Origin of the sequence: Curtobacterium sp. MCBD17_026 (genome assembly GCF_003234895.2) — a bacterium.
Lineage (GTDB): Bacteria > Actinomycetota > Actinomycetes > Actinomycetales > Microbacteriaceae > Curtobacterium > Curtobacterium flaccumfaciens.
In genome coordinates, this window is sequence record NZ_CP126281.1 from 23,243 (window position 1) to 48,848 (window position 25,606).

Below are 25,606 nucleotides of genomic sequence, written 5' to 3' on the forward strand. Positions count from 1 at the left end.
GTTACCGCCGCAGCTCGAACGTCGTCGTCCCGATCGTGATGGGCGTGCCCTCTGCCACGAGGACGGGAGCGCTCACCTTCTGACCGTTGACGAAGGTGCCGTTCGTGGACTCGAGGTCGGTGAGGAGCCAGCCGTCGGCGCGGAGGTCGAGGCGGGCGTGGTTGGTCGAGGTGTAGTCGTCACGGATCACGACGTTCGACTCGCTCGAACGCCCGATCGTGATCGGGCCGCCGCCCAGGGGCATCTCCATGCCCTCGCGCGCACCCTCGGTGATGACCAGGCGGGACGCGGCCGGCGACGCGGGACGCTGCGCACCACCGGGTTGGCCGATCACGTCGGTGAACGCACCGCTCGAGGCGGGGCCGGGGGCCGCCGCAGCAGGGACGGTGGGTGTGCTCGGTCCGGACGGCGCCGACTTGGGATCGGTCGGGATCGTGCGGACGCGCTGGCCGAAGAGATCGCTGCGCAGGGCGAACACGATCACGAAGACGAACAGCCAGAGCACCGCGAGGAACGCGAAGCGCAGGACGAGCAGGGTCAGGCCTGTGGTCATCGAGCACCTCCGTCGTTCTCCGGGATCACCCGGAACACCATACGGGTACGACCGATCTCGATGGTGGAGTCCGGCTCGACGATCGCCTGCTGGAAGTGCTGACCGTTCAGCTTCGAGCCGTTCGTGGAGCCGAGATCGGTGGCCTGGGCGTGCTTGCCGTCCCACAGCAACTCGACGTGCTTCCGGCTCGTCCCGGTGTCCGCGATGGTGATGTCGGCGTCGCTGCCGCGCCCGATCACCGTGCGCCCGCGGTGCAGACGGTGTCGCTGCGAGCCGATGTCGAGCACCGGGATCCAGGCCACATCGCGCTGCACGGTGGTGGAGTCGACCTGCAGGATCCCCGTCGAGAGCGTGCCGTCCTGCTGGAGTCGGATGGTGACAGGGCCGGAGAACGAGTAGTTCTGCGCGACGGCGTGTTGGTGCACCATCTGGGTCAGTTCGTCGATGAGCGGGCGACCGACGTCGTTCATGCGCGTGAAGTCCGGCGGAGCCAGACGCACGACGAACTCGTTCGGCACGAGGATCCGCTCGCGGGAGACCACTGCGGCCTTCGTGTCGAGCTCGCGCCGCAGGGCGCTCGAGATCTCGACGGGCTGCACCCCGGAGCGGAAGGTCTTCGCGAACGCGCCGTTGACGGCGCGTTCCAACCCTCGCTCGAAGTTGTCCAGCAGGCCCATGCGTCTCCCGTGTCGTCGGTCGTCAACCACTGCATGGTAGTGGTTGGCGTTGACACCCGTCTGTGCGTGGTAGTGTTTCGGGGCTGGCGCGAGTGGCGGAATTGGTAGACGCGCACGGTTCAGGTCCGTGTGCTGGAAACGGCGTGGGGGTTCAAGTCCCCCCTCGCGCACCAGGCGAAAACAGGAAAGGCCCCGGAGGAATCCGGGGCCTTTCCTGTTTCTTCGGAGTCGTCCGCGGTTCCCGGCTGTCAGGCCCCATCGGCGTCCGTCGTGTGGTCGGCATCCGGCCTGGAGGCACGGCTCGGCCCCGACACGCCGGTTCCGTCGAACCCGTGGTCGGCTCTCCGTGCCTGCTGCGAGGCGAAGAACGAGCGCGCGCTGGGCAGGAAGAGCAGGACCGCGGCGACGACCGACAGCGCGATCGTCAGGACCGCGAGTTCGCCGCCGGTGAGGCTCAGGAGCGCGCGGAAGGCCGCGACGACGACGAGCACGATGCGCGCGACCCGGGACCCCGCGGCCATCCGGAACACCGCCCACGTCACCAGTGCCCAGAGCACCAGCGCGACGATCCCGGCGAGGACCGGTGCCTGGCCGACCGCCGCGTCCGTCGCGAAGAACCGGAGCACGGTGGCGGCGACGCAGGCTGCCACCCACACCAGCCACAGCACGAAGGACACGGTGACCACCTGCGGTCGGTCCGGTCGTCGGAGGATGAACGTCCTGGTCATGCTGCACCGTCCTCTGCCGCTCCCTGGTGCGGCACGTCGAGCGTACCGAGCGGACGGAGTCCTGCCGAGGTGGCCCGCTACGGTGACCGGGTGACCGAGGAACGCACGACCGTCCACCGTCCCGGAGTCGACGTGCCCGACGACCGCGGCCGCATCGGACTCGACGCCGTGGGCCGTGCCCTCGACCGCAACCCCGACGTCGTCGTGCGGGACGTCGAGGTGGTGTCGAACGGCTGGCACGTGCTCCGCCGCACGACCCTCGACGTCCGGCGCCGTGACGGTCGGTGGGACCGGCAGCAGCGCGAGACCTACGACCGCGGCAACGGTGCGACGGTCCTGCCGTACGACGCCGAGCGCGGCACCGTCCTGCTCACGCGGCAGTTCCGGTGGCCGGCGTACGTGAACGGACATCCGGACGGCATGTTGGTCGAGGCCGCGGCGGGACTGCTCGACGAGGACGACCCCGAGACCGCGGTGCGGCGTGAAGCGGCCGAGGAGCTCGGCATCCGGCTCGGTGCGCTCGAGCACCTGGGCGACGTGTTCATGAGCCCCGGTTCGGTCACCGAGCGGGTCCACTTCTACCTCGGCGCGTACACCCCGGCTGACCGTGTCGAGGCCGGTGGCGGCGTGGAGGACGAGGGCGAGGACATCGAGGTGCTCGAGGTGCAGCTCGACGAGGCGCTCGCGATGGTGGCGGACGGTCGGATCGCCGACGGCAAGACGATCATGCTGCTGCAGTGGGTGGCGCTGCGGCGGGCGTCACCCCGACAGGGCTGACCCGTCCAGGCCCACCGCTCGCGCGATCGTCGTGCGGACCAGCCCCTCGCGGGTCGGGCGGTCGAGGTAGTCGACCAGGGCGTACCCGTTGGTGGCGTCGACGAGCGCGAAGAGCAGGCGTCCGACGCCGTCCGGGTCGTCGGTGTGCAGCACGCCCGCGCGCACACCCTCGACGACGACCGTGGTCGCGAGGAGCTGCCAGTCGTCCATGACGTCCCGTGCCGCGGTCGCCAGTGCCGCGTTCGTGCGGCCGATGCTCCACGCGTCGGCCCACAGGGTGGCGACGTCGTCGCGGGCGGGATCGGCGATGCAGCCGAGCAGGGTGCGGAGGCGGGAGACGGGGTCGGGCGCAGCGGCGACGACCGCGCGGACCTCGGCGACCTCGGCGACCGCGACGGTGCGGAACGTCTCGCCGACCAGGTCCTCCATGCTCGGGCGGTAGTGGGCGACGAGCGAGGGCGCGACCCCGATCACGGCGGCGACCCCGCGGAGCGTCACCGCCGCGAGGCCCTCGGCGCGCGCCAGGTCGACGGAGGCCGCCGTGATCTGGTCTTCGCGTTCGGCCGGGCTCAGGCGCCGGCGGGCCGGTGTCGACGGCATCGTCCCACCGTATCCGCGCGTCACGCGCCCTCGACCACGAAGGCTGCCCAGAGGTCGGCCCGGGTCGAGAAGACGGAGAGGTCACGGTCGAGGAGCCTTCCCGCGTGCTCCACCCGGGCGCGGGCGGTGTGCCGGTGGATGCCGAGGACCCGTGCGGCCCGGTCGTACTCGCAGTTCTCCTGCAGCCAGGTCCGGACGGTGCCCGTGAGCTCGGTGCCGGCCGTGCGGTCGTGGTCGAGCAGCGGGGCGAGGAACGCGCGGGCGACGGCACCGGCGTCCACGTCGACGTGGGCGAGGTGGGCGAGGACGCCCTCGCGCGCGAGGTCGCCGAACTCGGTGGTTCCCGGGCGTCCTTCACGGCGTCGGTCGAGTGCCTGCACTGCCTCGGTGCGGGCGCGTCCGAACGACCGGTACGCAGTGCCGTCGGACAGGCCGGCGCGCAGGTCGAAGCGGTCGACGAGTTCAGCGACGATCCCGGTGTCGTCCGCGTTCACGCAGAGGAACAGGGCGTCGTCGACCGCGAAGAACAGGTGCCCCGGCCGGTCCTGCACCCACAGTTCGAGCAGGTCGACCACGGTGTCGAGGTCGTGGTCGGGGACGTCGACAGCGGCGATCCGGACGGGTTCGGCGGGCAGTGGCCCCCACACCTCGCGTGACGTCGCCTGCACCACCTCGGGTTCGCCGACGGACAGCATCGTGAGGAGTCCGGTGCGCAGGAGTCCCCGAGCGCGGGCGAGTTCACGGTTCTGCTGCAGGGCGAGGCCGGCCAGGGCGATGACGGCCGTGACGACCTCGCGTCCGGCCCGGTCGAGGGCTCCGCCGTTCGCGATCGCGAGCACGCCGCTCAGGTGCCCGCCGCTGCCGAGCGTCTGCAGGGTGTACCCGCCACCACCGTCCGTGGCGACCGGCAGGCTCGCCCGCTGGCCGGAGCGCAGCAGCCGTAGCGCCTCGGTCCGCAGGAGGTCGAGGTCGGCAGCGGGCAGCCCGTCGGCGGGGTGTCCGCGGTCGAGCCGCCCGGAGACGTCGAACAGGCCGACCCACCCGTCGAGCTGCCGGGACAGCTCGGCGATGGTCGCGCCGAGTCCGTCCGGTCGCATCGCGGCGAGCGAGATGGCCCGCTGCGCGGCGAGGGCCCAGGCACCGCGTGCGTTGGCGTCCCGCGCGACCGCTTCGGCGTTGGCCTGCGCGACCGCGATGAAGGAGGTCTCGTAGGGCACCTCGAACAGCGGCAGTCCGTGCCGGGTGCAGGCGGCGACCAGGGCGTCGGGGGTGCCGGCGCGGACCACCTCGGTGCCGAAGCCGAGCGCCACGACACCACCGTCCACGAGCCGCCGGACGTAGGCCTCGGCGACGTCGTCGCGCACCTCGGCTTCGGCGCCGAACTGCGTGCCGGTCGTGAGCAGCCCCTGACCTTCGGAGAGGAACGGCGTCGGGTCCTCGAGGTCCGAGCTGTGCAGCCAGGACAGCGGGGCATCGAGGGCGTGCTCGTCCGCGTCGTTGAGTGGGCGCAGGTGGAGTTCACCCCGGTGCAGCAGGGAGCGCAGCGTTGCGGGCATGCCGTCACCCTATCCACCGGGTCGATCTGCCCGGTGGTCGGTGTACGCCGTGGACAGTGGGAGTGCACGGTGCTGGCTCCTACCATCGCCGCATGTCCTCCACCGCAGCGTCCGCGACCCGAGCGACCACCGGCGGCCCGTCGCTGCCCCAGGAACGACGGCTCGTCACCGCCGTCCCCGGCCCGCGATCGCAGGAGCTGCTCGCCCGGAAGGCCGGCGCCGTCGCGGCCGGGGTCGGCGTCGCCGTGCCCATCGCCGTCGTCGCGGCCGGTGGCGGCGTCGTGGTCGACGCCGACGGCAACTCGTTCGTCGACCTCGGGTCCGGGATCGCCGTGACGTCGGTCGGCAACGCCCATCCCGGCGTGGTCGCTGCGGTCACCGAGCAGGTGGCTGCCTTCACGCACACGTGCTTCACCATCGCTGCCTACGACGGGTACGTCGCCGTCGCCGAGGCACTCAACCGTCTGACCCCCGGCGACCACGAGAAGCGGACGGCGCTGTTCAACTCCGGGGCCGAGGCCGTCGAGAACGCCGTCAAGATCGCCCGGAAGCACACCGGTCGGCAGGCCGTCGTCGTCTTCGACCACGCCTACCACGGCCGCACGAACCTGACGATGGCGTTGACCGCGAAGAACCAGCCCTACAAGAACGGCTTCGGTCCGTTCGCACCCGAGGTCTACCGCGTCCCGATGTCGTACCCGTTCCACGACGGGCTGTCGGGACCCGAGGCGGCGAAGCGTGCGATCAGCCAGATCGAGAAGCAGGTCGGGGCTGCGAACACCGCCGCGGTCCTGATCGAACCGATCCAGGGCGAGGGCGGCTTCGTCGTCCCGGCGCCGGGGTTCCTCACCGCACTGTCCGAGTGGGCCACCGCCAACGGCGTCGTGTTCATCGCCGACGAGGTCCAGACCGGGTTCGCCCGCACCGGCGCGATGTTCGCCAGCGAGCACGAGGGGATCGTGCCCGACGTCGTCACGACCGCGAAGGGCATGGCCGGCGGACTCCCGTTGTCCGGTGTGACCGGGCGTGCGGCGATCATGGACTCCGCCCACGTCGGCGGCCTCGGCGGGACGTACGGCGGCAACCCGATCGCCTGCGCCGCAGCCCTCGCGGCCATCGACGCGTTCGAACACGACGGACTCGTCGAGCGCGCCGGGGCGATCGGCACGGTCCTGCTCGACGCCCTGCGCGGCGCCCAGGCCGACGACCCCCGCATCGGCGACGTCCGCGGCCGCGGTGCGATGGTCGCGATGGAGCTCGTCGACCCCGTGACCGGTGATCCTGACCCCGGGCTCACCGGACGGGTGGTGCAGTACGCGTTCGAGCACGGGGTCATCGCCCTCACGGCCGGCACGTACGGCAACGTCGTGCGCTTCCTGCCGCCGCTGTCGATCGACGACGACCTGCTCCGCGACGGCCTGGCCGTCGTCCTCGACGGGCTGGCCGCGTCGTGAGCGCGACGATCCCCGCAGCAGCCTGGCCCAGCGTCCCCGACGCCACCGGACCAGCCGCCGAACAGGCGGTGCTCGACCGCGTCCCCACGGGCCTCCTGGTCGGCGGTGTCTGGCAGCCGGCGGCCGACGACGCGACCTTCGCCGTCGTCGACCCTGCGACCGGCGAAACACTGCTGCACATCGCCGACGCCTCGCCCGAGGACGGCCGGAAGGCGCTCGACGCCGCCGTCGCCGCACGGCACGGCTGGGCGACCACGCCCCCGCGGCAGCGCGCCGAGGTGCTGCGCCGCGCGTTCGACCTGCTGCAGGGGCGACGCGAGGAGTTCGCGCTCCTGATGACGCTGGAGATGGGCAAGCCCCTGGCCGAGGCCCGCGGCGAGGTCGCGTACGGCGGTGAGTTCCTCCGCTGGTTCTCGGAGGAAGCGGTCCGGATCGGCGGTTCGTACGGCACCAACCCCGAGGGGACCGGCCGCGCCACCGTCTCGCACAAGCCCGTCGGACCCGCGTTCCTGATCACACCGTGGAACTTCCCGTTGGCGATGGCGACCCGCAAGATCGCACCGGCGCTCGCCGCCGGCTGCACCGTCGTCGTGAAGCCGGCCGAACTGACGCCGCTGACCACCCTGCTGTTCGCCGACCTGCTCGTCGAGGCCGGTGTGCCCGCCGGCGTGGTCAACGTCGTCCCGACCACCCGGGCCGCCGACGTCTCCGCGCCCGTGATCGCCGACCGCCGCCTGCGGAAGCTGTCCTTCACCGGTTCCACGCCGGTCGGACGCACGCTGCTCGGTCAGGCGGCTCAGAACGTGCTCAGGACGAGCATGGAGCTCGGGGGCAACGCCCCGTTCCTGGTGTTCGCCGACGCCGACCTCGACCTCGCGGTGGAGGGCGCGCTCGCCGCGAAGTTCCGGAACACCGGCCAGGCCTGCACGGCCGCGAACCGGTTCCTGGTGCACGCGGACGTCGTGGACGAGTTCGCCCGGCGGGTCACCGAGCGCGTCGAGGCCATGCGCGTCGGTCGAGGCACCGAGGACGGCGTCGCGATCGGACCGCTCATCGACGCCCGTGCCGTCGACAAGGCCCATCGACTGGTGACCGACGCGGTCGAGCGCGGGGCGACGCTCCGCACCGGCGGGCACGCTGTCGACGGACCCGGCACCTTCTACGAGCCGACCGTCCTGACCGACGTGCAGCCCGGCAGCGCGATCCTCGACGACGAGATCTTCGGACCGGTGCTCGCCATCCGCACGTTCCGCACCGAGGACGAGGCCGTGGCCGCCGCGAACGACACCGAGTACGGTCTGGTCGGCTACGCGTTCACCGAGGACCCGGCACGCGGGCAGCGCCTGATGGAGCGGCTCGAGACCGGCATGCTGGGGCTGAACACCGGGGTCGTGTCGAACGCCTCGGCACCGTTCGGCGGCGTCAAGCAGTCCGGCCTCGGTCGCGAGGGCGGCGGCGAGGGCATCGCCGAGTACCTCGAGACCATGTACACGCTGACCCCGGACCCGTTCCGGCACACCGACAGCACCACGACCGCACAAGGAGCAGCTCGATGATCGAGAAGGACGTCGTCGTCATCGGAGCCGGTGTCGCCGGTCTCACCGCCGCGAACCGCCTGCTGGCCGCCGGCCTGCGGGTCGCCGTGCTCGAGGCCCGCGACCGCGTGGGGGGCCGCACCTGGACGAACGACATCGACGGGGTGACCCTGGAGATCGGTGGGCAGTGGGTCTCGCCCGACCAGACCGCACTGCTCGAGACCCTCGACGAGCTCGGCCTGCAGACGTACGACCGGTACCGCGAGGGCTCCAGCGTCTACATCGACGCCGACGGCACCCGGACCGAGTACACCGGGGACATCTTCCCCCTGCCGGAGGCCACGGCGAACGAGATCGAACGCCTCGTCGCCGTCGTCGACGAGTACGTCGCGAAGGTCGACCCGGCCCGCCCCTGGGAGACCCCGGACGCGGCCGCCCTCGACGAGGTCTCGTTCCGCGCCTGGCTGCACGACCTGAGCCCGGACCGGGTCGCGACCGACAACGTCGAGCTGTTCATCGCCGGCGCGATGCTCACGAAGCCCGCGCACGCGTTCTCGGCGCTGCAGGCCCTGCTGATGGCGGCGTCCGCCGGGAGCTTCACCAACCTGGTCGACGCCGACTTCATCCTGGACAAGCGGGTCGTCGGCGGCATGCAGCAGGTGTCCGAGCGGCTCGCTGAGCGCCTCGGCGACGACGTGCACCTGAACGCCCCGGTCCGGACGCTGCGCTGGGGCGACGACGGGGTCGTCGCGCTCGCCGACGGCGGGATCGAGGTGCACGCCCGACAGGCCCTCGTCGCGGTCCCGCCGCCCCTGTACTCGCGGATCTCGTACGAGCCGCCGCTGCCCCGACGTCAGCACCAGCTCCACCAGCACCTGTCGATGGGCTTCGTGATCAAGGTGCACGCCGTCTACGAGCGTCCCTTCTGGCGTGCGGCGGGCCTGTCCGGCACCGCGTTCAGCCCGTACGAGGTCGTGCACGAGGCGTACGACAACACCTCGCACGGTTCCGAGCAGGGCACCCTGGTCGGGTTCGTCTCCGACCAGCACGCCGACGACCTGTTCGCGCTGTCGACCGGGGAACGGCGGGCCCGGGTGCTCGCCTCGCTGGCGCACTACTACGGCGACGAGGCACTGCGACCGGTCGTCTACTACGAGAGCGACTGGGGCACCGAGGAGTGGACGCGCGGCGCCTACGCGGCGAGCTTCGACCTGGGCGGGCTCGTCCGCTACGGCGCCGACCAGCGTGCCGCGGTCGGTCCGATCCGGTTCGCCTCGAGCGACCTGGCCGGGCAGGGCTACCAGCACGTCGACGGCGCAGTGCGCATCGGTCGCGAGGTCGCCGAGGAGATCCTGGCGGTTGTTCCGCAGGCAGCTTCGACACCGTAACCGTCTCGACCGGTCACGGATTCGTGCCGCATCCAGCCGCTGACGTGTCCAGGCGCTGACGTGTCCAGGCGCTGACGCGTACCGTCCGGGCCATGAGTGACGCAGCGAACGGGTCCAACGACCCCACGAAGGACCAGGAGCAGTACACCGAGGACCTGCCGGACGGGTCGCCCACGGGCGACGCGACGGAGGACCCCGCGCAGGACAGCGACACGGACTCCGGCGGCGAGCCCGCCGACCCGCAGCAGTAGCGGCGGCGGTCGCGCGGCAGCGCTGTGGCGTGGCGGCGTGAGACGCCGGCGTGTTCGCTCGACGCCTCCATGCCATCGAGACGCCGCCGGATCCGGCGGCGTCTCGCGCGTTCCGCGGCGTCGAAGCGTGACGACGGCGTCTTCCGATGGCGAGGCGGGAGCGGCGACCGACGGACGGACGGGAGGCGCGGTGCCAGCTGGCACCGCGCCTCCCGTCCGTCGTGGCCCCGGCGGCAACACACCGGCGTCTTGGTCAGACGCCGTCACGTCATCGAGACGCCGCCTGATTCGGCGGCGTCTCGCGAAGACGCCGGCGTCTTCGCGTCGGTCAGCCGATGCGGATCAGCTTCTTGTTCACGAACTCGTCGGCCCCCAGGGGGCCGAGCTCACGGCCGAAGCCACTGCCCTTGACGCCACCGAACGGCAGCTCCGGGCTGTCCGCGCCGACGATGTTCACGTAGACCATGCCGGCCTCGATCCGGTCGGCGACCCGGAGTGCCTGGTCGGCGTCGGTGGTGAACAGGTACGAACCGAGGCCGTACGGGGTGTCGTTGGCCAGGGCGATCGCCTCGTCCTCGTCGGCGACGCGGTACACGGCGGCGACGGGACCGAAGAACTCCTCGCGGTAGGCGTCGTTGTCCGGCGTGACGTCGGTCAGGATCGTCGGCAGGAAGGCGTTGCCTTGGCGATCGCCGCCCGTCACGACGGTCGCACCCTGCTCGACCGCGGCGGCGAGCTGCTCCTGCAGCCGGTCGGCCGCGGCCGGGGACGACAACGGGCCGAGTTCGGCACCGGGCACGCTCGGATCCGTCGGTTCGACCGCCGACATCGCCGCGGTGAACTTCGACAGGAAGTCGTCGTACAAGCCGTCGACCACCAGGAACCGCTTCGGGGCGTTGCAGACCTGGCCGTTGCCCTCGAGCCGAGTGGTGACGGCGGACTCGACGACGGCGTCCAGGTCGTCGGTGGACAGCACGATGAAGGGGTCGGAGCCGCCGAGTTCGAGCACCACCTTCGTCAGGTTCCGGCCGGCGATCTCGGCGACCGCGGCACCGGCGCGCGCCGAACCCGTGAGCGAGACGCCCTGCACGCGCGGGTCGGCGATGACGTCGGCGACCTGGTCGTTCGTCGCGAACACGTTCGTGTAGGCACCGGCCGGGAAGCCGGCGTCGTGGAAGATCCGCTCGATGGCCAGGGCGGACTCCGGGCACTGCGGTGCGTGCTTCAGCAGGACGGTGTTGCCGATGACCAGGTTCGGTCCGGCGAACCGGGCGATCTGGTAGGCGGGGAAGTTCCACGGCATGATGCCGAGCACGACGCCGATGGAGGCCTTGCGGATGAACGCGGACCCCTCGGACCCGTCCGCCAGGGTGATCGGCTGGTCGGCCAGGAACGCCTCGGCGTGGTCCGCGTAGTAGTCGTAGATGTCGGCGCAGAAGTCGACCTCGCCCTCGGCCTGGTCGATCGGCTTCGCCATCTCGCGCACGATCGTGGCGGCGAGCTCGGCGTGCCGCTCCCGGTACAGGTCGGCTACCCGGTGGAGCAGGGCTGCACGGTCGGCGACCGTCGTCGTCCGCGACCACTCGGTGTGCGTGCGGTCGGCGGCTGCGACGGCGTCGTGCAGCTCGGCGTCCGTGATGGTCGGGTAGGTCTCGAGGGTCGTGCCCGTGGAGGGGTCGGTGACGGCGTACATGGCGTCCTCTCGTGGTGGCGGTCAGGCCTGGTCGGTCAGCTGCTTGTTCACACCGGTGACGGGCTGGTTCTCGTCGAAGCCCTTCGGTGCGACCCGGAAGCCCTTCGTGATGACGAGCAGGTAGACGAACCCGATCGCCGCCCACACTCCTCCTGCGATCAGGGCGTCGGCATGGAGCTGCGACCAGAGCACCCCGGTCAGGAGCATCGCGACCCCCGGCAGCACGATGTAGCGCCAGCGGTCGCCCGCCGTGTGACGACGTCCGTTCCGGATCGCGAAGTGCACGATCACGGTGGCGTTGACGAAGGTGAACGCGATGAGGGCGCCGAAGTTGATGTAGGCCGCGATCGTGTCGAGCGAGAAGCTCATCGCGAGCAGGGTGACCGCGCCGACGAAGACGACGTTGAACACCGGGGTGTGCGTGCGGGGGTGCACGTAGCCGAAGACCCGCTTCGGCAGCACGTTGTTCCGCCCCATCACCATGAGCATGCGGGCGACGCTGGCGTGCGAGGCGAGACCCGAGGCGAGCGCGGCGACGAAGCCGGCCGACACGAGGACCGCCTGGAACACCGGGCCGCCGACGAGCAGGCCGATCTGGGGGAGCGGGTCGTCGGTGAACTCGCCGAAGGGAGCGTTGGTGGGGAAGCGGAGCTGGGCGAAGTAGGCGGAGACCAGGAAGATCGCGCCGCCGAGCAGGACGGTCAGCATGATCGCCTTCGGCATGATGCGGATCGACTTCGCCTCTTCCGTGTACATCGTCACGGCGTCGAAGCCGATGAACGAGAAGCACACCACCGTCGCCCCGGTGAGCAGCGCCGACATCGTCACGCCGTCGTGCACGAAGGGTTCGGCGCTGACGATCGTGCCCGCACCAGCGCCCTGGGAGAGCTCGATGACGGTGAAGACCACGAACGCGATCATCGCCAGGACCGCACCGACGAGCAGCACCATGTTGAGGTTCGACGTGCCGCGCATCGACAGGCAGATCACCGTCGTCACGAAGACCGAGTAGACGACGACGGTCACCCACGGTGGCAGCCCCGGGAACACCTGCTCCAGGTAGAGACGGATGATCAGGGCGTTCACCATCGGCAGCAGCAGGTAGTCGAGCAGCGACGTCCAGCCGACCATGAAGCCGAGGTTCGGGTGCATCGACTCCCGGACGTACGTGTACGCCGAACCGGCGGCGGGGTAGACGCGCACCATCTTCCCGTAGCTGATCGCGGTGAGCGCCATGATGACCAGGGCGATGAGGTACGCGCTCGGCACCGCCCCGTCGGTCTGCTCGGAGACGATGCCGAAGGTGTCGAACACGACCGTCGGGGTCATGTAGCCGAGACCGAGTCCGACGATCGCCCAGAGCCCGAGGCTCCGCTTCAGCGACCCGCCGCGCACCGGTGCTGCCGGCGCGGTGACCGCGATCGGTGATGCCATGTGACTTCCCTGCTCTTCGGGGCCGGGCAGCGTCGCCCGATCAGTTCGGAGCACCATACCGACGGGTCGGCAGTGGGCGGACCGGCCGCGGTGTACAGGTCATCGGCACCCGCTGTACACCGCGGCAGTGGTTCGGGCCGCCGGTTGCTGCTGCGTGGTGCAGTGCAGCCCACCACCCCGCGCGAAGACCTCGCGGGCGTCGATCGAGCGGATGCGTCGGCCCGGGTACGCCTCGGCGAGGATGCCCCTGGCGCGGTCGTCAGCGACGGGGTCGCCGAACGCGCAGGCGATCACGGCGTCGTTCACCACGACGTGGTTGACGTAGTTCCAGTCCACCGGTCCACCGTCGTCGGACAGCGTCGAGGGGGCGGGCAACTCGATGATCGTCGCGTCGGTCGCCTGCTCGAGCGCTCGCCGGATCTGGGGCATGACCAGATGGTCCGGGTGGCCGGCATCCGGCTGGGCGTGCAGCAGGACCGTGCCCGGGTCGGCGAAGGTCGCCACCATGTCGACGTGGCCCCGGGTGCCGAGGCCGTCGTAGTCGCGCGTCAGACCGCGTGGCAGCCAGACGACCCGCGTGGCGCCGATCGTGCGCGCCAGCTCCAGCTCGACGCGCTCCCGGTCGGCGTACGGGTTCCGGCGCGGGTCGAGCTGCACCGTCTCCGTCACGAGCACGGTGCCGGCGCCGTCGACGTGGATCGCCCCGCCCTCGTTGACGAGCAACGACGGGATCCGCGTGGCTCCCGCAGCACGGGCGACGGTCGCGGCGACCTCGGCGTCACGCGTCCAGGTCGACCACGGGTTTGCACCCCAGCCGTTGAACACCCAGTCGACTGCGCCGAGTCGCCCGGAGTCGTCGTCGACGACGAACGTCGGACCGATGTCGCGCATCCAGAAGTCGTCGAGAGGCGTCTCGAGCACGTCCACGCCGGACGACAGCAGGCGACCGGCATCCGCGCGTGCGACCGGGTCCACGACGACGGTCACCGGCTGGTGCTCGCTGATCGTGTTGGCCGTGGTCGCCCAGGCCAGGCGCGCGGCCTCGGTGCTCGCCGCGTCGTCGCCGAGCGTCAGGCCGGGGCGTGGGAACGCCATCCAGGTGCGTTCCTGCGGAGCCGTCTCGGGAGGCATCACCCACGTCATGCGTGCGCCCCGCGCCCGGGTGTGGCCGGTTCCACGGCCAGGGCCGCGTCGATCGCGTCGCGTGCGCCGTACGCGTGGCGTTCCTCGTCGACGGGGTCGACGAGTCCGGCGTACAGGTCGGGGCGCCGGGTCAGGTAGAAGGGGAACAGCCGGAGCCACTCCGTCCGGGCGTCGAGGTCGAGGTCGGCGACGAGCACCACGCTCGTGTCACGGGGAGCCTCGACGAGCACGCGGCCGAACGGGTCCGAGATGAAGGACGAGCCGTAGAACGTGATGTCGCCCTCGTCGCCCCACCGGTTCGGCACGACCATGAACTGCCCGGCGGTGATGCCGTTCGCCACGATCACCCGCTGCCAGATCGGCGCGGTGTCGAAGTCGGGGAACGTCGGTTCGGAGCCGATCGCCGTCGGGTACACGAGCACCTCGGACCCGGCGAGCCCGTAGGCGCGGGCGACCTCGGGGAACCACTCGTCCCAGCACGTCGGCAGCCCGACCCGGGCGCCGAGGCCGGCCGGTTCGTGGACGGGGAACGGGTCGGCGTCGGCGCCGGGGCGGAACCAGGTGTCCTCGTGGTAGCCGGCGCTGATCGGGATGTGGGTCTTCCGGGTCCGGCCGACCAGGGCGCCGTCGGGGGCGACGAGGACCGCCGTGTTGTACCCGCGCGGGTCGTCGGGATGGTCGTCGTCGTCCGGCCGCTCGTACAGGGAGGCGTGCACGAACACTCCGTGGTCGATCGCCTGGGCACGGGCGAAGGTGACGGTCGGGCCGTCCTGCAGCGACTCGGCGAGGTCCTTCGGGGTCCCGCTCGCCGGGGTGTCGCCCGGGTAGCGGCGCAGCGTCAGTTCGGGCAGGAACACCGCGGTGGCGCCGTTCGCTGCGGCGGTCGCGATGCCGTCGGCGAGCTGGGCCAGGTGCTCGTCCGGGTCGGGGAGCCACCGCACCTGCACGAGGGCGACGCGGAGGGACCGGCGGGGTGCGCCGGTGTCGGCGTGCAGCGGCGACGGGAGCGAGGGTGCGGTGACGACGTCCATGCCGCCATTGTTGATCGTACGATCAACGATCGCAAGGTCTTCACGCCGGTCGCCATCCATGCCGCGGGTCCTCCTTGATGAGCCGCCGTGACGGACTGCGGGCGGCCGCGAGCGCGGGGGGGGTCCAGATCGAGACCGGCAAGCAGGGCGAGCATGCCGTTGAGCCGGTGCCGGACGTCTGGCTGCAGCAGGTTGTCGTGGTGAGCGACACGGTTCCGGAGTCGACGGAGCGTCTCGAGTTGGAGCCCGGTCGTCTCCTGGCTGAGTCGTTCGATGACGCACCGGGGTGGCGCTCAGGGCGTGGACAGCGGGTCGGCGAGCGAGAGCGGCGCGACCTCGGTGCCGAGCAACCGCCCGGCCGCCCGCAGCCCGGACAGCAGCGCACCGTGCACCGTCGCCGGGTCGTCGCTCCAGGTGGCCTCGCCGGCGAGCTGCACCCGGCCGGACGGGGTGCCGAGCAGGTCGTGGTCATCGGGTGATGCCCCGACGTGCAGGTACGAGTACGAGCCCCGCGAGAACGGGTCCTCGGCCCACCGGGTGATCCGGAACGCCTCGGGCCGGGGGACGGACGCGCCGTACATCTTCCGCAGCGCCGCCACCCCCTCGTCGACGACCACGGCGTCCGGCAGGGTCTCGAGCCGACGGGCTCCGGCACCACCGACCAGGGCGGCGAGCACCGGCGCACCGGTCACCCGGGACATGTCGTACCAGGAGTGCCAGTCGACCCCGGCGGACCCCTGCTGCCGGACCACCCACGAGTCGCCCCAGAACCGTGACGGGAAGCGCAGGAACACCTTGTCGTAGGCGCCCATCCCGAGTCGGCCGAGCGCTCCGGTCACCGGTGCGGACAGGGGCGGAGTGAAGACCACGTCGCCGGCCCGCAGCACCCCGAGCGGCACCGTGACGACGACCTGCCGGGCGGCCACGGTGGTGCCGTCGGCGAGCCCCACGGTCACCGAGTCGCCGGCCTGCGTCACCGACCGAACGACCGACGACAGTCGCACGTCGAGACCCTCGGCCAGCGCGCGGGCGTACTGGGCGTAGCCGCCGGGGAACACCACCTCGTCACCGGGGACGTGCTCCTCGTCGAGGCCGTGCGCGTCGAGGACGGTCACGGGGGCACCGCAGAGGTCCTCGGAGCGGTGGGCCGTGTACTCGCGGATCCGTGCGGCCCGGTCGCCCTGCCACCGCAGCGACCGCAACACGGTGTCGACGGCGGCCGCGTAGGTCGAGGGCGGTGGAGCATGCGCGACGACGGCGTCGAGGGCCGCGTCGACGGTGTGCAGGTCCGCGACGAACGCCGACGTGTCCTCGGCGGAGAGTGCAGCGCCGGACGGGTCGTGCCAGGCGATCGGTCGGCCGTCGAACTGGAAGCTGCCGACCGTGAACTCCACGGTGTCGAAGCCGAACGCCGACGCCAGGGCCCAGAGCGGGTTGCCGTCGACCCCGTGGATCCACGAGGCGCCGAGGTCGACCGGAACCCCGAGCGACGAGTCGGTCCAGGTGCGTCCGCCGATCCGGTCGCGGGCCTCGAGCACGACGACCCGCTGCCCGCCGAGTGCGAGCGCCCGGGCGGCGGCGAGCCCGGCGACCCCCGCTCCGACGACCACGACGTCGGCGTCGAGACCAGCAGCCATCAGTGTCCTCCGGTCAGCGGTGCCATGAGCCGGGCCGCCAGACTCGGCCGCCCGGTCAGCGCCTCTTCGCGGTCGGCCAGGTCGGTCGCGACGAGTCCCGCGTTCGCCCCGAGGAACCGCAGCGGCTCGGGCTCCCAGTCGGGCGATCGGTGGTTCACCCACGGCAGTGCGGTCAGTGCCGTCGACTCCCCGCGCACGAGGTCGGCGATGGTCCGTCCGGCCAGGTTCGTCGTCGACAGGCCGTCACCGACGTACCCGCCGGCGCTGCCGACGTGGCCGTCCCAGGTCACCGAGGCGCACCAGTCGCGCGGGACCCCGAGCGGTCCGCCCCACGTGTGGGTGACCGGGGCGTCCGCGACGACGGGGAACAGGTCGACCAGCGCCCTCCGCAGGTGCTCGAACACCCGCGGCACCCGGTCGTACCCGGGCGTGATCGCGGAACCCCAGTGGTACCGGGCTCCGCGGCCACCGAACGCCAACCGGTCGTCGGCCGTGCGCTGCCCGTACACGAGCAGGTGCCGGTAGTCGGAGAACGTCTGCCCGTGCTCGAGCCCGATGCGCTCCCACGCGGACGCCGGCAGCGGGGCCGTCGCGATCATCAGCGAGTACAGCGGCAGGATCCGCCGCTTCGTCTGCTCCAGCTGGGCGCCGTACCCCTCGACCGCGATCACCACGGCGCCCGCCGTGACGGTCCCGCGCGACGTGATCACACGCCCGCGATCCCAGGACGAGACGGGCGTGTGCTCCGCGATCCGGACGCCACGGGCCTCCAGGGCGGCGGCGAGGCCACGCACCAACGCGGCGGGCTGCACGCGCGCGCAGTCCGGGGTCCACGCGACACCCGCCGATCCGGCGGCGTCGCCCGCTCGAGCCGGTCGCCACGTCATGTCGTCGCCCCATGCCGCGGAGGACGCGACCTCGTCGTGGGCGGCGCGTTCCTGCACGGCGGAGCGTGCGTACAGGACGGTCCCGCCCTTCACGTAGTCGCAGTCGACCTCGGCTTCGGACGCGGCGCGGCCGACCTCGTCGACGGTGTCGCGCATGGCGGCCCGCAGCGCGAGCGCGGCGTCGCGCCCGTGCTCCTCGGCGATCGTGGAGGCGGACCGCGGGAACAGCGCCGAGCACCAGCCGCCGTTCCGACCGGACGCGCCGAAGCCGGCGATCTCGCGTTCGAGGACGACGATCTGGAGGCGCGGGTCGGCCCGGTGCAGGTACCACGCGGTCCAGAGACCCGTCAGTCCACCGCCCACGATCACGACGTCGGCCGTGGTGTCGCCGTCGAGCGGCGGCCGGGGCGTCAGGTCGTCGCGTCCGGTGGACGCGAGCTGGTCGAGCCAGAACGAGACGCCCCGGTAGCCGCCCACGGTCAGATCTTCGTCCAGGCCTCGGACAGGACGCTCCGCAGGATCGACGTCATCTCGCGGAACTCCGGCTGCCCGATCGTCAGCGGCGGTGCGAGCTGCACGACGGGGTCACCGCGGTCGTCGGCCCGGCAGTACAGCCCCGCGTCGAACAGCGCCTTCGACAGGAACCCGCGCAGCAGCCGCTCGGACTCGTCGTCGTCGAAGGTCGTCTTGGTGGCCTTGTCCTTGACGAGCTCGATGCCGTAGAAGTAGCCGTCACCCCGGACGTCGCCGACGATCGGCAGGTCGAGCAGGGTGTCGAGCTCGGCACGGAAGAGCGGGGCGTTCTGCTGCACGTTGGCGAGCAGCCCCTCTTCCTCGAAGATGTCGAGGTTCTCCATCGCGACGGCGGCCGACACCGGGTGCCCGCCGAACGTGTAGCCGTGGTAGAAGGTCGTGTCCCCCTTGGAGAACGGCTCGAACAGCCGGTCGCTGATGATCGTCGCGCCGATCGGGGAGTACCCGGAGGTCATCGCCTTGGCGCACGTGATCATGTCCGGCACGAAGCCGTAGGTGTCGCAGGCGAACATCGTGCCGATCCGGCCGAAGGCGCAGATGACCTCGTCGGAGACGAGCAGCACGTCGTACTCGTCGCAGATCTCGCGCACCCGCTGGAAGTACCCGGGCGGCGGGGTGAAGCAGCCGCCGGAGTTCTGCACCGGCTCGAGGAACACCGCGGCGACGGTGTCGGGGCCCTCGAACTCGATCATCTCGCGGATCCGTTCCGCCGCCCAGGAGCCGAACTGCTCCTCGGTACCCCCGGGGAAGCCCATCTCCTCGGCGCGGTACGAGTTCGTGTTCGGCACCCGGAAGCCACCGGGGGTGAGGGGCTCGAACATCTCCTTCATCGCCGGGATGCCGGTGATCGCCAGGGCGCCCTGCGGGGTGCCGTGGTACGCGACCGCGCGGGAGATCACCTTGTGCTTCATGGGCTTGCCCTGGAGCTTCCAGTAGTACTTCGCGAGCTTGAAGGCGGTCTCCACCGCCTCACCGCCACCCGTGGAGTAGAAGACCTTGTTGAGGTCACCGGGGGCGTGCTCGGCCAGCCGGTCGGCGAGCTCGATCGCGGCGGGGTGCGCGTACGACCAGATCGGGAAGAAGCTCAGCGTCTCCGCCTGCTTCGCGGCCATCTCGGCCAGGCGCTTCCGCCCGTGCCCGGCGGCGACGACGAACAGGCCGGACAGCCCGTCGATGTACTCCTTGCCGTGGCTGTCGTAGACGTGGTGGCCCTCGCCGCGCACCATGATCGGCACGTCCGCGCCGGCCTGGTTCGCACCGTGCCGGGCGAAGTGCATCCACAGGTGGTCCCGGGACTTCCGCTGCAGGTCGGCGTCGTCGACCGGTGCGAACGGGTCGTAGGAGCCGAGGCGGGTGGGCTGTTCGATGGTCATCGCGTTCCCCAGTCGTAGAGCTGTTTGCGGAGTTGCAGGTAGACGAAGGTCTCGGTGCCGGCGACGCCCGGGATGGCCCGGATGGTGCCGTTGAGCAGTTCGATCAGGTCGTCGTCGTCCTCGCACACGACCTCGACCATCAGGTCGAAGCTGCCGGCGGTCATCACGAGGTAGTCGACCGCCGGCAGCTGTTCCAGGGCATCGGCGACGGTTCGGGTGTCGCCGCTGACCCGGATGCCGATCATCGCCTGCCGGTGGAAGCCGAGCTGCATCGGGTCGGTGACCGCGACGATCTGCATGACGCCGGTCTCGGTCAGCTTCTGCACGCGCTGCCGGACCGCCGCTTCACTGAGACCGACGGCCTTGCCGATCTCGCCGTACGGGCGGCGCCCGTCCGCCTGGAGTTGTTCGATGATCCGCTTCGAGGTGTCGTCGATGGGTCCCGGACGTCGTGGTGCTGCCGCCATGCCGGACAGCATGGCAGCGAGGTCCGGGGTGCACAAGGGATTCCGTTGTGAACACCGTGTTTCGCGACGATTTCCGTTGTTACGGTTCTCCACAACCTCCGGATCCTTCTTCCGCGCCGCCGGAATCCGTGTCAGTATCACCGCCATGCTGGACGCACAGAGCACGGCGACGGCGGACACCGACACCCGGGTCCTGCGGAACTTCGTCGGGGGCGCCTCCGTCGAGTCGACCGCCGACACCACGTTCGACCTGGTCGACCCGACCGACGAGCACGTCTACGGCACGTCCCCGGTGTCCACCCCCGCCGACGTCGACGCCGCCTTCGGTGCGGCCGCGACGGCGTTCGAGACGTGGCGCCGCACCACCCCGGGGGAACGGCAGCTCGCCCTGTTCCGGATCGCCGACGCGATGGAGCAGCGGGCGTCGGAGTTCGCCGACCTCGAGTCGCTCGACACCGGGAAGCCCCGCGCCACCCTTGTCGAGGACGAGATCCTGCTGTCCGTCGACCAGATCCGCTTCTTCGCCGGGGCCGCCCGGAACCTCGAGGGTCGGAGCGCGGGCGAGTACCTGGCCGACCACACCTCGTTCGTCCGGCGCGAGCCCATCGGTGTCGTCGCCCAGGTCACCCCGTGGAACTACCCGCTCAACATGGCGGTGTGGAAGTTCGCGCCGGCGATCGCCGCGGGCAACACCACCGTGCTCAAGCCGAGCGACACGACACCCCTGTCGACCCTGCTGCTCGCCGAGGTCGCCGCCGAGTTCCTGCCGCCGGGGGTCCTGAACGTCGTGGTGGGGGACCGCACCACCGGCGCCGCGATGGTCGACCACCCCACCCCGCAGCTCGTGTCCATCACCGGGTCCGTCCGCGCCGGCACCGAGGTCGCCCGCGCCGCCGCCGGTGACCTCAAGCGCACCCACCTGGAGCTCGGCGGCAAGGCACCCGTGATCGTGTTCGACGACGCCGACATCCCCTCGGCGGTGGCCGGGATCGTCGCCGCCGGGTTCTTCAACGCCGGACAGGACTGCACCGCCGCCACCCGGCTGCTCGTGCAACAGGGCATCCACGACGAGTTCGTCGCGGCGCTCGCCGAAGAAGCACGGCACAACGCAAGAACCGGATCAGACGGTTATTTCGGGCCCGTCAACAACGCGAACCAGCTCGCGCACGTGCGGTCGTTCCTGGACACGCTGCCGGACCACGCGACGATCGAGCTCGGCGGCGCACGACAGGGCGACCGCGGGTACTTCCACGAGGCCACGATCGTCGCCGGCCTGCGCCAGGACGACCGGGCCGTGCAGCAGGAGATCTTCGGCCCGGTGCAGACCGTGCAGCGGTTCTCGACGGAACAGCAGGCGCTGACGTGGGCGAACGGCGTCGAGTACGGCCTGGCCAGCTCGGTGTGGACGACCGACCACGCGCGTGCGATGCGCTTCGCCCGTGACCTGGACTCTGGTTGCGTGTGGATCAACACGCACATCCCGATCGTCGCCGAGATGCCGCACGGTGGGTTCAAGCACAGCGGGTACGGCAAGGACCTGTCCCAGTACGGCTTCGACGACTACACCCGCATCAAGCACGTCATGTCCTACATCGGCTGAGGCCGACCACCCCCTGGAGGCACCATGGCAATGACCGGAACGTTCGCCGAATCGGGAGCCGATCTCCGGCTCGACCAGATCACGAAGTCCTTCCCCGGCCACACCGCGGTGGACAGTCTCGACCTGACGGTGCCCGCCGGCTCGTTCTTCGCGTTGCTCGGCCCGTCGGGCTGCGGCAAGACGACGACCCTGCGGCTCGTCGCCGGGCTCGAGGAACCCACGAGCGGCACCATCACCATCGGCGGCCAGGACGTCACCGACACGAAGCCGTACCAGCGGCCCGTCAACACGGTGTTCCAGAACTACGCGCTGTTCCCGCACATGAGCGTGCTCGACAACGTGGCGTTCGGGTTGAAGCGGCGCCGGATCCCGGACCCGATGGCGAAGGCGAAGGAGGCGCTGCGGCTCGTCGAGCTCGAGGGGTCGGCATCGAAGCGGCCCGCCCAGCTCTCCGGTGGCATGCAGCAGCGCGTCGCCCTGGCCCGTGCGATCGTGAACCGGCCGGCCCTGCTGCTGCTCGACGAGCCCCTCGGCGCCCTCGACCTGAAGCTCCGCCACCAGATGCAGCTCGAGCTGAAGACGATCCAGGCCGAGGTCGGACTCACGTTCCTGCACGTCACCCACGACCAGGAAGAGGCGATGACGATGGCCGACACGGTCGCCGTCATGAACGGCGGTCGGATCGAGCAGATGGGCAGCCCGCAGGACCTGTACGAGCTGCCGCGCACGGCGTTCGTCGCGAACTTCCTGGGCCAGTCGAACCTACTCGAGGGCGAGGTCCGCGGCACCGACGCCGGCCTGCTCGTCGTCGCCACCGCGGCCGGGTCCATCGCCGTGCCGGCCGACCGGGCCGTCGCCACCACCGGTCGCGTCGTCGTGGGCGTCCGGCCCGAGAAGCTCAAGATCCGCACCGCCGAACCGACCCCCGAGGCCGGACGGAACATCCTCGGCCCCGGTCGGGTCGTGGACGTCTCGTTCTCCGGCGTCAGCACCCAGTACCTGGTCGACGTCCCGGGCGCCGGTCGCGTCTCGGTGTTCGCGCAGAACTCGAAGGGCGGGCCGCGGATCGCGACCGGCACCGAGGTCTGGCTCACGTGGGGCGTCGATCACGGTTTCGGCCTGGAGGCGCACCCCGCGTCCCACGCGACCGTCACCACCCAGGACGACCCGGGCCTCCAGGCCGTCCCCGCCACGGCAGGATCGCTCGCGTGACCGGCGCGCTACCCGGTCCGGACCTGCTGCGCGGGCTGACGTCGGCCCGCGTGAGCCGACGCGGCCTGCTGGCCGGCGGCGGGGCCGCCGCGCTGGCTGCCCTGCTCACCGGCTGCAGCATCAAGGGCTCCGCCGCCGCCGGCGCCGAGGACACCGTCGACTGGGCGGCGTTCTGGAAGGACGCGAAGGCGACCGGCACCCTGAACTTCGCGAACTGGCCGCTGTACATCGACTCCGACCACGGCAAGTCCGAGTCGCTGGCGCTGTTCGAGCAGGAGACCGGCATCGCGGTCGACTACCAGGCGGTGATCCAGGACAACGCGACCTTCTACGCGACCGTCTCCCCGATCCTGCGGGCACACGGCGCGACCGGCTACGACCTCGTCGTCATGACGAACGGGTTCGAGCTGACCCAGATGATCAAGAACGGGTTCGTGTGCGAGCTCGACCACTCGCGGCTGCCGAACTTCGCCGCGAACGCCTCGGACTCCGTCAAGGACCCCATCTACGACCCGGGCAACAAGCACTCCGTCGTCTGGCAGACCGGGTTCACCGGGCTCGCCTACAACCCGAAGTACACCGGGCGGAAGATCACCTCGCTCAAGGACCTGCAGGACCCGGCGTTCAGGGGCCGCATCGGGCTGATGAGCGACAACACCGAACTCGGGTCGCTCGGACTGCTCGCGCTCGGCATCGCCCCGGAGACCTCGACGCCCGCCGACTGGCGGAAGGCCCAGGCGTGGCTGCGCGAACTGCGGCCGAGCGTCACCGGCTTCTACGACCAGAGCTACATCAACCGGTTGGAGAACGGCGACACCTGGATCACCCAGGCGTGGTCGGGCGACGTGTTCCAGGCGCAGCAGTCCGGGTTCCCCGACCTGGAGTTCGTCACGCCGGAAGAGGGGCAGATGACCTGGCACGACAACATGCTCATCCCACGGCAGGCCGCGAACCCGGTGTCGGCGCTCGAGTGGATGAACTTCTACTACACGCCGAAGGTCGCCGGGATCGTCGAGGACTGGGTCAACTACGTCTGCCCGGTACCCGCGGCCGAGGACTACGTGCGGGACGAACTCGACGACGCCACCGTGGCGGACAGCCCGCTCGTGTTCCCCTCTGAGGACGTGCTGGAGCAGTCGCACGAGTTCCGGGTGTTCGAGAACTACGACGAGTACTCGGAGTGGAACGGCATCTTCAACGCGGTGGTGCAGTCGTGAGCACGGTCGGGGTGGCGCCGGGGCTCGCTCCCGGTGGTCCCGGTGGGTCCGCCGGCCCCGCGCCGGTGCGGCGGGGACGCCGTCGGAGCACGCCCTTCTTCCTGGCGCTCGTCGGCACCGCGTACCTGTGCGTGTTCTTCGTCATCCCGCTGGTGTCCGGGCTGATCGTCTCGCTCATGACCGGCAACCCGGACGACGGCTACACGTTCACCTGGAACTTCGGGATCTACGGCTCGCTGTTCATCGATCCGCAGGTGCCCTACCTGACGTTCCTGCTCCGGTCGCTCTGGTACGGCGCCGCCGCCACGATCGCCTGCATCGTCGTCGGGTACCCGGTGGCGTACTTCATCGCGTTCCGGGTGTCCCCGCGGTGGAAGAACCCGCTGCTCATGCTCGTCTTCATCAGCTTCCTGGTGTCGTTCATCATCCGCACCGACATGTGGGCGTTCGTACTCGCGTCGCAGGGGCCGGTCGTCACCTTCTTGCAGGGGATCGGGCTCGCCGGCAAGGACTTCCACATCCTCGGCACCGGGGGCGCGGTGATCTTCGGCGACGCCTACAACGACCTGGCCTTCATGGTGCTGCCGATCTACGCCGCTCTCGAGCGCATCGACCCCCGGCTCGGCGAGGCCGCCAACGACCTGTACGCCGGCAAGTTCCGGGCGTTCTGGCACACCACGCTGCCGCTGTCCCGCTCGGGCATCTTCGCCGGGGTGCTGCTCGTCTTCATCGACAGCGTCGGTGACCCGGTGAACTCCGCCCTGCTCGGCGGCACGAACACGTACACGATCGGTCAGGCGATCCAGGACGCCTACTCCGGCAACCAGCAGTACAACGTCGCCGCAGCCCTGTCGACCGTGCTCATGGTCGTGCTCGGCATCATCCTGTTCATCTACGCCCGCGTCTCCGGCACCGACGACCTCGAGGACCTCGTATGACCGCCGTCGCACCGTCCCGTTCCGCCGCCGCTCCGGCCTCGCCCGTGACCGGTTCCGTCGCCGGTCGCCCGCGTCGTCACGGGGTGAACCGTCGTGGGCCCTGGCTCGCCATCGTGTACTGGGTGACGATCGCGATCACCCTCGTGCCGATCGTCTACATGATCGTGTACTCGTTCAACGACGCCCCCACCAACCGGCTGTCGTTCGCCTGGAACGGTTTCACGACCTACTGGTACGCGAACCTGGTGAACGTGTCCGGGCTCGGGGCGGCGTTCGTCACCTCGGTGCTCGTCGCGTTCCTCGCCGCGATCATCTCCGTCGCGATCGGGCTGCCCCTGGCGCTGGCGCTGGAGCGGTACCGGTTCCCGGGTCGCGGTGCCGTGAACACCGTCGTGTTCGCCGACATCGCGGCGCCCTCGATCGTCGTCGGTTCCGCGTCGCTCTCCTTCTTCCTGTCGGTGGGGCTCGGCACCGGGTTCCTGACCGTGCTGATCACGCACGTGGCGTTCGACGTCGCCTACGTGGTCGTCGTGCTGCGGGCACGGATCGCGGGCACCTCGCGCGCACTCGAGGAGGCCGCGGGTGACCTCGGGGCGACGCCGTTCCAGGCCTTCCGGCTCGTCACCCTGCCGCTGCTGGCGCCGGGCATGCTCGCCGCGGGGCTGCTCGCGCTCGCGATGTCGATCGACGACTACGTGATCACCTCGTTCGTCGCCGGGCCCGCGGTCACCTTCCCGCTGTTCGTCTACGGGGCTGCGAAGGCCGGGATGCCGCCGCAGGTGCTGTGCTTCGGGACGCTCGTGTTCGCGGTGGGGTTGCTCGTCGCGCTGCTGAACGGGGCGCTGAACCGGCGGTTGGCGCGGACGCGGGGGTAGGGCACCGCGCGCTGGCAGGGATTGTCGAGGTGCGCACGGTGCTCGG

At 71.0% G+C, this 25,606-nt stretch carries 23 protein-coding genes and 1 tRNA gene; 11 read left to right on the forward strand and 13 right to left on the reverse strand.

Annotation, left to right across the window (positions count from 1 at the left end):
* Position 1 precedes the first annotated feature (1 nt).
* Together DEI85_RS00105 and DEI85_RS00110 are read right to left on the reverse strand one after the other, a co-directional pair.
* Positions 2-553, reverse strand: a complete 552-nt coding sequence (locus tag DEI85_RS00105; RefSeq protein ID WP_110861913.1) for an FHA domain-containing protein FhaB/FipA — start codon at positions 551-553, stop codon at positions 2-4.
* Positions 550-1,230, reverse strand: coding sequence for an FHA domain-containing protein (locus tag DEI85_RS00110; RefSeq protein WP_111123766.1), 681 nt, complete (start codon positions 1,228-1,230; stop codon positions 550-552). Before DEI85_RS00110 ends, DEI85_RS00105 begins: the two co-directional genes overlap by 4 nt.
* A gap of 86 nt (positions 1,231-1,316) precedes the next feature.
* Between DEI85_RS00110 and DEI85_RS00115 the strand changes: the two genes are divergently transcribed.
* A tRNA-Leu gene (locus DEI85_RS00115) sits at positions 1,317-1,403 on the forward strand.
* A gap of 75 nt (positions 1,404-1,478) precedes the next feature.
* Here DEI85_RS00115 and DEI85_RS00120 read toward each other — a convergent pair.
* Positions 1,479-1,958, reverse strand: a complete 480-nt coding sequence (locus DEI85_RS00120) for a hypothetical protein (RefSeq protein WP_111123765.1) — start codon at positions 1,956-1,958, stop codon at positions 1,479-1,481.
* A gap of 90 nt (positions 1,959-2,048) precedes the next feature.
* Here DEI85_RS00120 and DEI85_RS00125 point away from each other — a divergent pair, with 90 nt between their 5' ends.
* Entirely contained in the window at positions 2,049-2,735 is a 687-nt protein-coding gene (locus tag DEI85_RS00125; protein ID WP_111123772.1) for an NUDIX domain-containing protein, read from the forward strand.
* On the opposite strand, the gene DEI85_RS00130 is transcribed toward DEI85_RS00125, so the two are convergent.
* Complete coding sequence (locus DEI85_RS00130; protein ID WP_110861918.1) at positions 2,718-3,335, reverse strand: TetR/AcrR family transcriptional regulator; 618 nt, start codon at positions 3,333-3,335, stop codon at positions 2,718-2,720. The genes DEI85_RS00125 and DEI85_RS00130 overlap by 18 nt on opposite strands.
* A gap of 20 nt (positions 3,336-3,355) precedes the next feature.
* Positions 3,356-4,891 carry a PucR family transcriptional regulator gene (locus DEI85_RS00135; protein ID WP_111123764.1) on the reverse strand — a complete coding sequence of 512 codons (1,536 nt, stop codon included), beginning with the start codon at positions 4,889-4,891 and terminating at the stop codon, positions 3,356-3,358.
* 92 nt (positions 4,892-4,983) lie between these two features.
* Here DEI85_RS00135 and gabT point away from each other — a divergent pair, with 92 nt between their 5' ends.
* From gabT to DEI85_RS00155, 4 genes are all read left to right on the forward strand, one after another.
* Positions 4,984-6,345, forward strand: a complete 1,362-nt coding sequence (gene gabT, locus DEI85_RS00140; protein ID WP_111123763.1) for a 4-aminobutyrate--2-oxoglutarate transaminase — start codon at positions 4,984-4,986, stop codon at positions 6,343-6,345.
* Between the two features lie 68 nt (positions 6,346-6,413).
* Entirely contained in the window at positions 6,414-7,901 is a 1,488-nt protein-coding gene (locus tag DEI85_RS00145) for an NAD-dependent succinate-semialdehyde dehydrogenase (protein ID WP_111123771.1), read from the forward strand.
* On the forward strand, positions 7,898-9,268 hold the full coding sequence (locus DEI85_RS00150) for a flavin monoamine oxidase family protein (protein WP_111123762.1): 1,371 nt from the start codon (positions 7,898-7,900) through the stop codon (positions 9,266-9,268). Before DEI85_RS00145 ends, DEI85_RS00150 begins: the two co-directional genes overlap by 4 nt.
* A 92-nt stretch (positions 9,269-9,360) precedes the next feature.
* Positions 9,361-9,519 carry a hypothetical protein gene (locus DEI85_RS00155; RefSeq protein ID WP_181430130.1) on the forward strand — a complete coding sequence of 53 codons (159 nt, stop codon included), beginning with the start codon at positions 9,361-9,363 and terminating at the stop codon, positions 9,517-9,519.
* A 328-nt stretch (positions 9,520-9,847) separates the two neighbouring features.
* Here DEI85_RS00155 and DEI85_RS00160 read toward each other — a convergent pair whose 3' ends face one another.
* The 8 genes from DEI85_RS00160 to DEI85_RS00195 form a co-directional block, all read right to left on the reverse strand.
* Positions 9,848-11,212 carry an NAD-dependent succinate-semialdehyde dehydrogenase gene (locus DEI85_RS00160; protein ID WP_111090808.1) on the reverse strand — a complete coding sequence of 455 codons (1,365 nt, stop codon included), beginning with the start codon at positions 11,210-11,212 and terminating at the stop codon, positions 9,848-9,850.
* Between the two features lie 21 nt (positions 11,213-11,233).
* Positions 11,234-12,646, reverse strand: a complete 1,413-nt coding sequence (locus DEI85_RS00165; protein WP_111123761.1) for an APC family permease — start codon at positions 12,644-12,646, stop codon at positions 11,234-11,236.
* A gap of 99 nt (positions 12,647-12,745) precedes the next feature.
* Entirely contained in the window at positions 12,746-13,789 is a 1,044-nt protein-coding gene (locus DEI85_RS00170) for an agmatine deiminase family protein (RefSeq protein WP_111123760.1), read from the reverse strand.
* Positions 13,786-14,820: a nitrilase-related carbon-nitrogen hydrolase gene (locus DEI85_RS00175; protein ID WP_111123759.1), complete on the reverse strand. Its 1,035-nt coding sequence runs from the start codon at positions 14,818-14,820 to the stop codon at positions 13,786-13,788. The genes DEI85_RS00170 and DEI85_RS00175 overlap by 4 nt, the downstream gene beginning before the upstream one ends.
* Before the next feature lie 293 nt (positions 14,821-15,113).
* Entirely contained in the window at positions 15,114-16,457 is a 1,344-nt protein-coding gene (locus DEI85_RS00180; protein WP_111123758.1) for a flavin monoamine oxidase family protein, read from the reverse strand.
* Positions 16,457-17,821, reverse strand: a complete 1,365-nt coding sequence (locus tag DEI85_RS00185; RefSeq protein WP_111123757.1) for an NAD(P)/FAD-dependent oxidoreductase — start codon at positions 17,819-17,821, stop codon at positions 16,457-16,459. Before DEI85_RS00185 ends, DEI85_RS00180 begins: the two co-directional genes overlap by 1 nt.
* A 2-nt stretch (positions 17,822-17,823) precedes the next feature.
* Complete coding sequence (locus DEI85_RS00190) at positions 17,824-19,251, reverse strand: aspartate aminotransferase family protein (protein WP_111123756.1); 1,428 nt, start codon at positions 19,249-19,251, stop codon at positions 17,824-17,826.
* Positions 19,248-19,730, reverse strand: a complete 483-nt coding sequence (locus DEI85_RS00195) for an Lrp/AsnC family transcriptional regulator (protein WP_035809531.1) — start codon at positions 19,728-19,730, stop codon at positions 19,248-19,250. The genes DEI85_RS00190 and DEI85_RS00195 overlap by 4 nt, the downstream gene beginning before the upstream one ends.
* 133 nt (positions 19,731-19,863) lie before the next feature.
* Between DEI85_RS00195 and DEI85_RS00200 the strand changes: the two genes are divergently transcribed.
* Genes DEI85_RS00200 through DEI85_RS00220 form a run of 5 tightly spaced genes read left to right on the forward strand, consistent with a single transcriptional unit; the run spans position 19,864 to position 25,560 of the window.
* Entirely contained in the window at positions 19,864-21,318 is a 1,455-nt protein-coding gene (locus DEI85_RS00200; protein WP_111123755.1) for an aminobutyraldehyde dehydrogenase, read from the forward strand.
* 30 nt (positions 21,319-21,348) lie between these two features.
* Entirely contained in the window at positions 21,349-22,530 is a 1,182-nt protein-coding gene (locus tag DEI85_RS00205) for an ABC transporter ATP-binding protein (protein ID WP_502868681.1), read from the forward strand.
* Positions 22,527-23,747 (forward strand): ABC transporter substrate-binding protein, encoded by a 1,221-nt coding sequence (locus tag DEI85_RS00210; RefSeq protein WP_220038939.1) that lies wholly within the window; start codon positions 22,527-22,529, stop codon positions 23,745-23,747. The genes DEI85_RS00205 and DEI85_RS00210 overlap by 4 nt, the downstream gene beginning before the upstream one ends.
* Positions 23,744-24,685: an ABC transporter permease gene (locus DEI85_RS00215; protein ID WP_111123753.1), complete on the forward strand. Its 942-nt coding sequence runs from the start codon at positions 23,744-23,746 to the stop codon at positions 24,683-24,685. The genes DEI85_RS00210 and DEI85_RS00215 overlap by 4 nt, the downstream gene beginning before the upstream one ends.
* Complete coding sequence (locus DEI85_RS00220; protein ID WP_110861945.1) at positions 24,682-25,560, forward strand: ABC transporter permease; 879 nt, start codon at positions 24,682-24,684, stop codon at positions 25,558-25,560. Before DEI85_RS00215 ends, DEI85_RS00220 begins: the two co-directional genes overlap by 4 nt.
* The last annotated feature ends 46 nt before the right edge of the window (positions 25,561-25,606 follow it).

Excerpts from the sequence above, each read along its gene's own strand:
- gabT (WP_111123763.1), top strand. The coding sequence starts at position 4,984 with ATGTCCTCCACCGCAGCGTCCGCGACCCGAGCGACCACCGGCGGCCCG.
- DEI85_RS00110 (WP_111123766.1), bottom strand. The coding sequence starts at position 1,230 with ATGGGCCTGCTGGACAACTTCGAGCGAGGGTTGGAACGCGCCGTCAAC.
- DEI85_RS00200 (WP_111123755.1), top strand. The coding sequence starts at position 19,864 with ATGCTGGACGCACAGAGCACGGCGACGGCGGACACCGACACCCGGGTC.
- DEI85_RS00220 (WP_110861945.1), top strand. The coding sequence starts at position 24,682 with ATGACCGCCGTCGCACCGTCCCGTTCCGCCGCCGCTCCGGCCTCGCCC.
- DEI85_RS00170 (WP_111123760.1), bottom strand. The coding sequence starts at position 13,789 with ATGACGTGGGTGATGCCTCCCGAGACGGCTCCGCAGGAACGCACCTGG.
- DEI85_RS00205 (WP_502868681.1), top strand. The coding sequence starts at position 21,349 with ATGACCGGAACGTTCGCCGAATCGGGAGCCGATCTCCGGCTCGACCAG.
- DEI85_RS00150 (WP_111123762.1), top strand. The coding sequence starts at position 7,898 with ATGATCGAGAAGGACGTCGTCGTCATCGGAGCCGGTGTCGCCGGTCTC.
- DEI85_RS00190 (WP_111123756.1), bottom strand. The coding sequence starts at position 19,251 with ATGACCATCGAACAGCCCACCCGCCTCGGCTCCTACGACCCGTTCGCA.
- DEI85_RS00135 (WP_111123764.1), bottom strand. The coding sequence starts at position 4,891 with ATGCCCGCAACGCTGCGCTCCCTGCTGCACCGGGGTGAACTCCACCTG.
- DEI85_RS00180 (WP_111123758.1), bottom strand. The coding sequence starts at position 16,457 with ATGGCTGCTGGTCTCGACGCCGACGTCGTGGTCGTCGGAGCGGGGGTC.
- DEI85_RS00160 (WP_111090808.1), bottom strand. The coding sequence starts at position 11,212 with ATGTACGCCGTCACCGACCCCTCCACGGGCACGACCCTCGAGACCTAC.
- DEI85_RS00105 (WP_110861913.1), bottom strand. The coding sequence starts at position 553 with ATGACCACAGGCCTGACCCTGCTCGTCCTGCGCTTCGCGTTCCTCGCG.
- DEI85_RS00175 (WP_111123759.1), bottom strand. The coding sequence starts at position 14,820 with ATGGACGTCGTCACCGCACCCTCGCTCCCGTCGCCGCTGCACGCCGAC.
- DEI85_RS00120 (WP_111123765.1), bottom strand. The coding sequence starts at position 1,958 with ATGACCAGGACGTTCATCCTCCGACGACCGGACCGACCGCAGGTGGTC.
- DEI85_RS00130 (WP_110861918.1), bottom strand. The coding sequence starts at position 3,335 with ATGCCGTCGACACCGGCCCGCCGGCGCCTGAGCCCGGCCGAACGCGAA.
- DEI85_RS00165 (WP_111123761.1), bottom strand. The coding sequence starts at position 12,646 with ATGGCATCACCGATCGCGGTCACCGCGCCGGCAGCACCGGTGCGCGGC.
- DEI85_RS00155 (WP_181430130.1), top strand. The coding sequence starts at position 9,361 with ATGAGTGACGCAGCGAACGGGTCCAACGACCCCACGAAGGACCAGGAG.
- DEI85_RS00195 (WP_035809531.1), bottom strand. The coding sequence starts at position 19,730 with ATGCTGTCCGGCATGGCGGCAGCACCACGACGTCCGGGACCCATCGAC.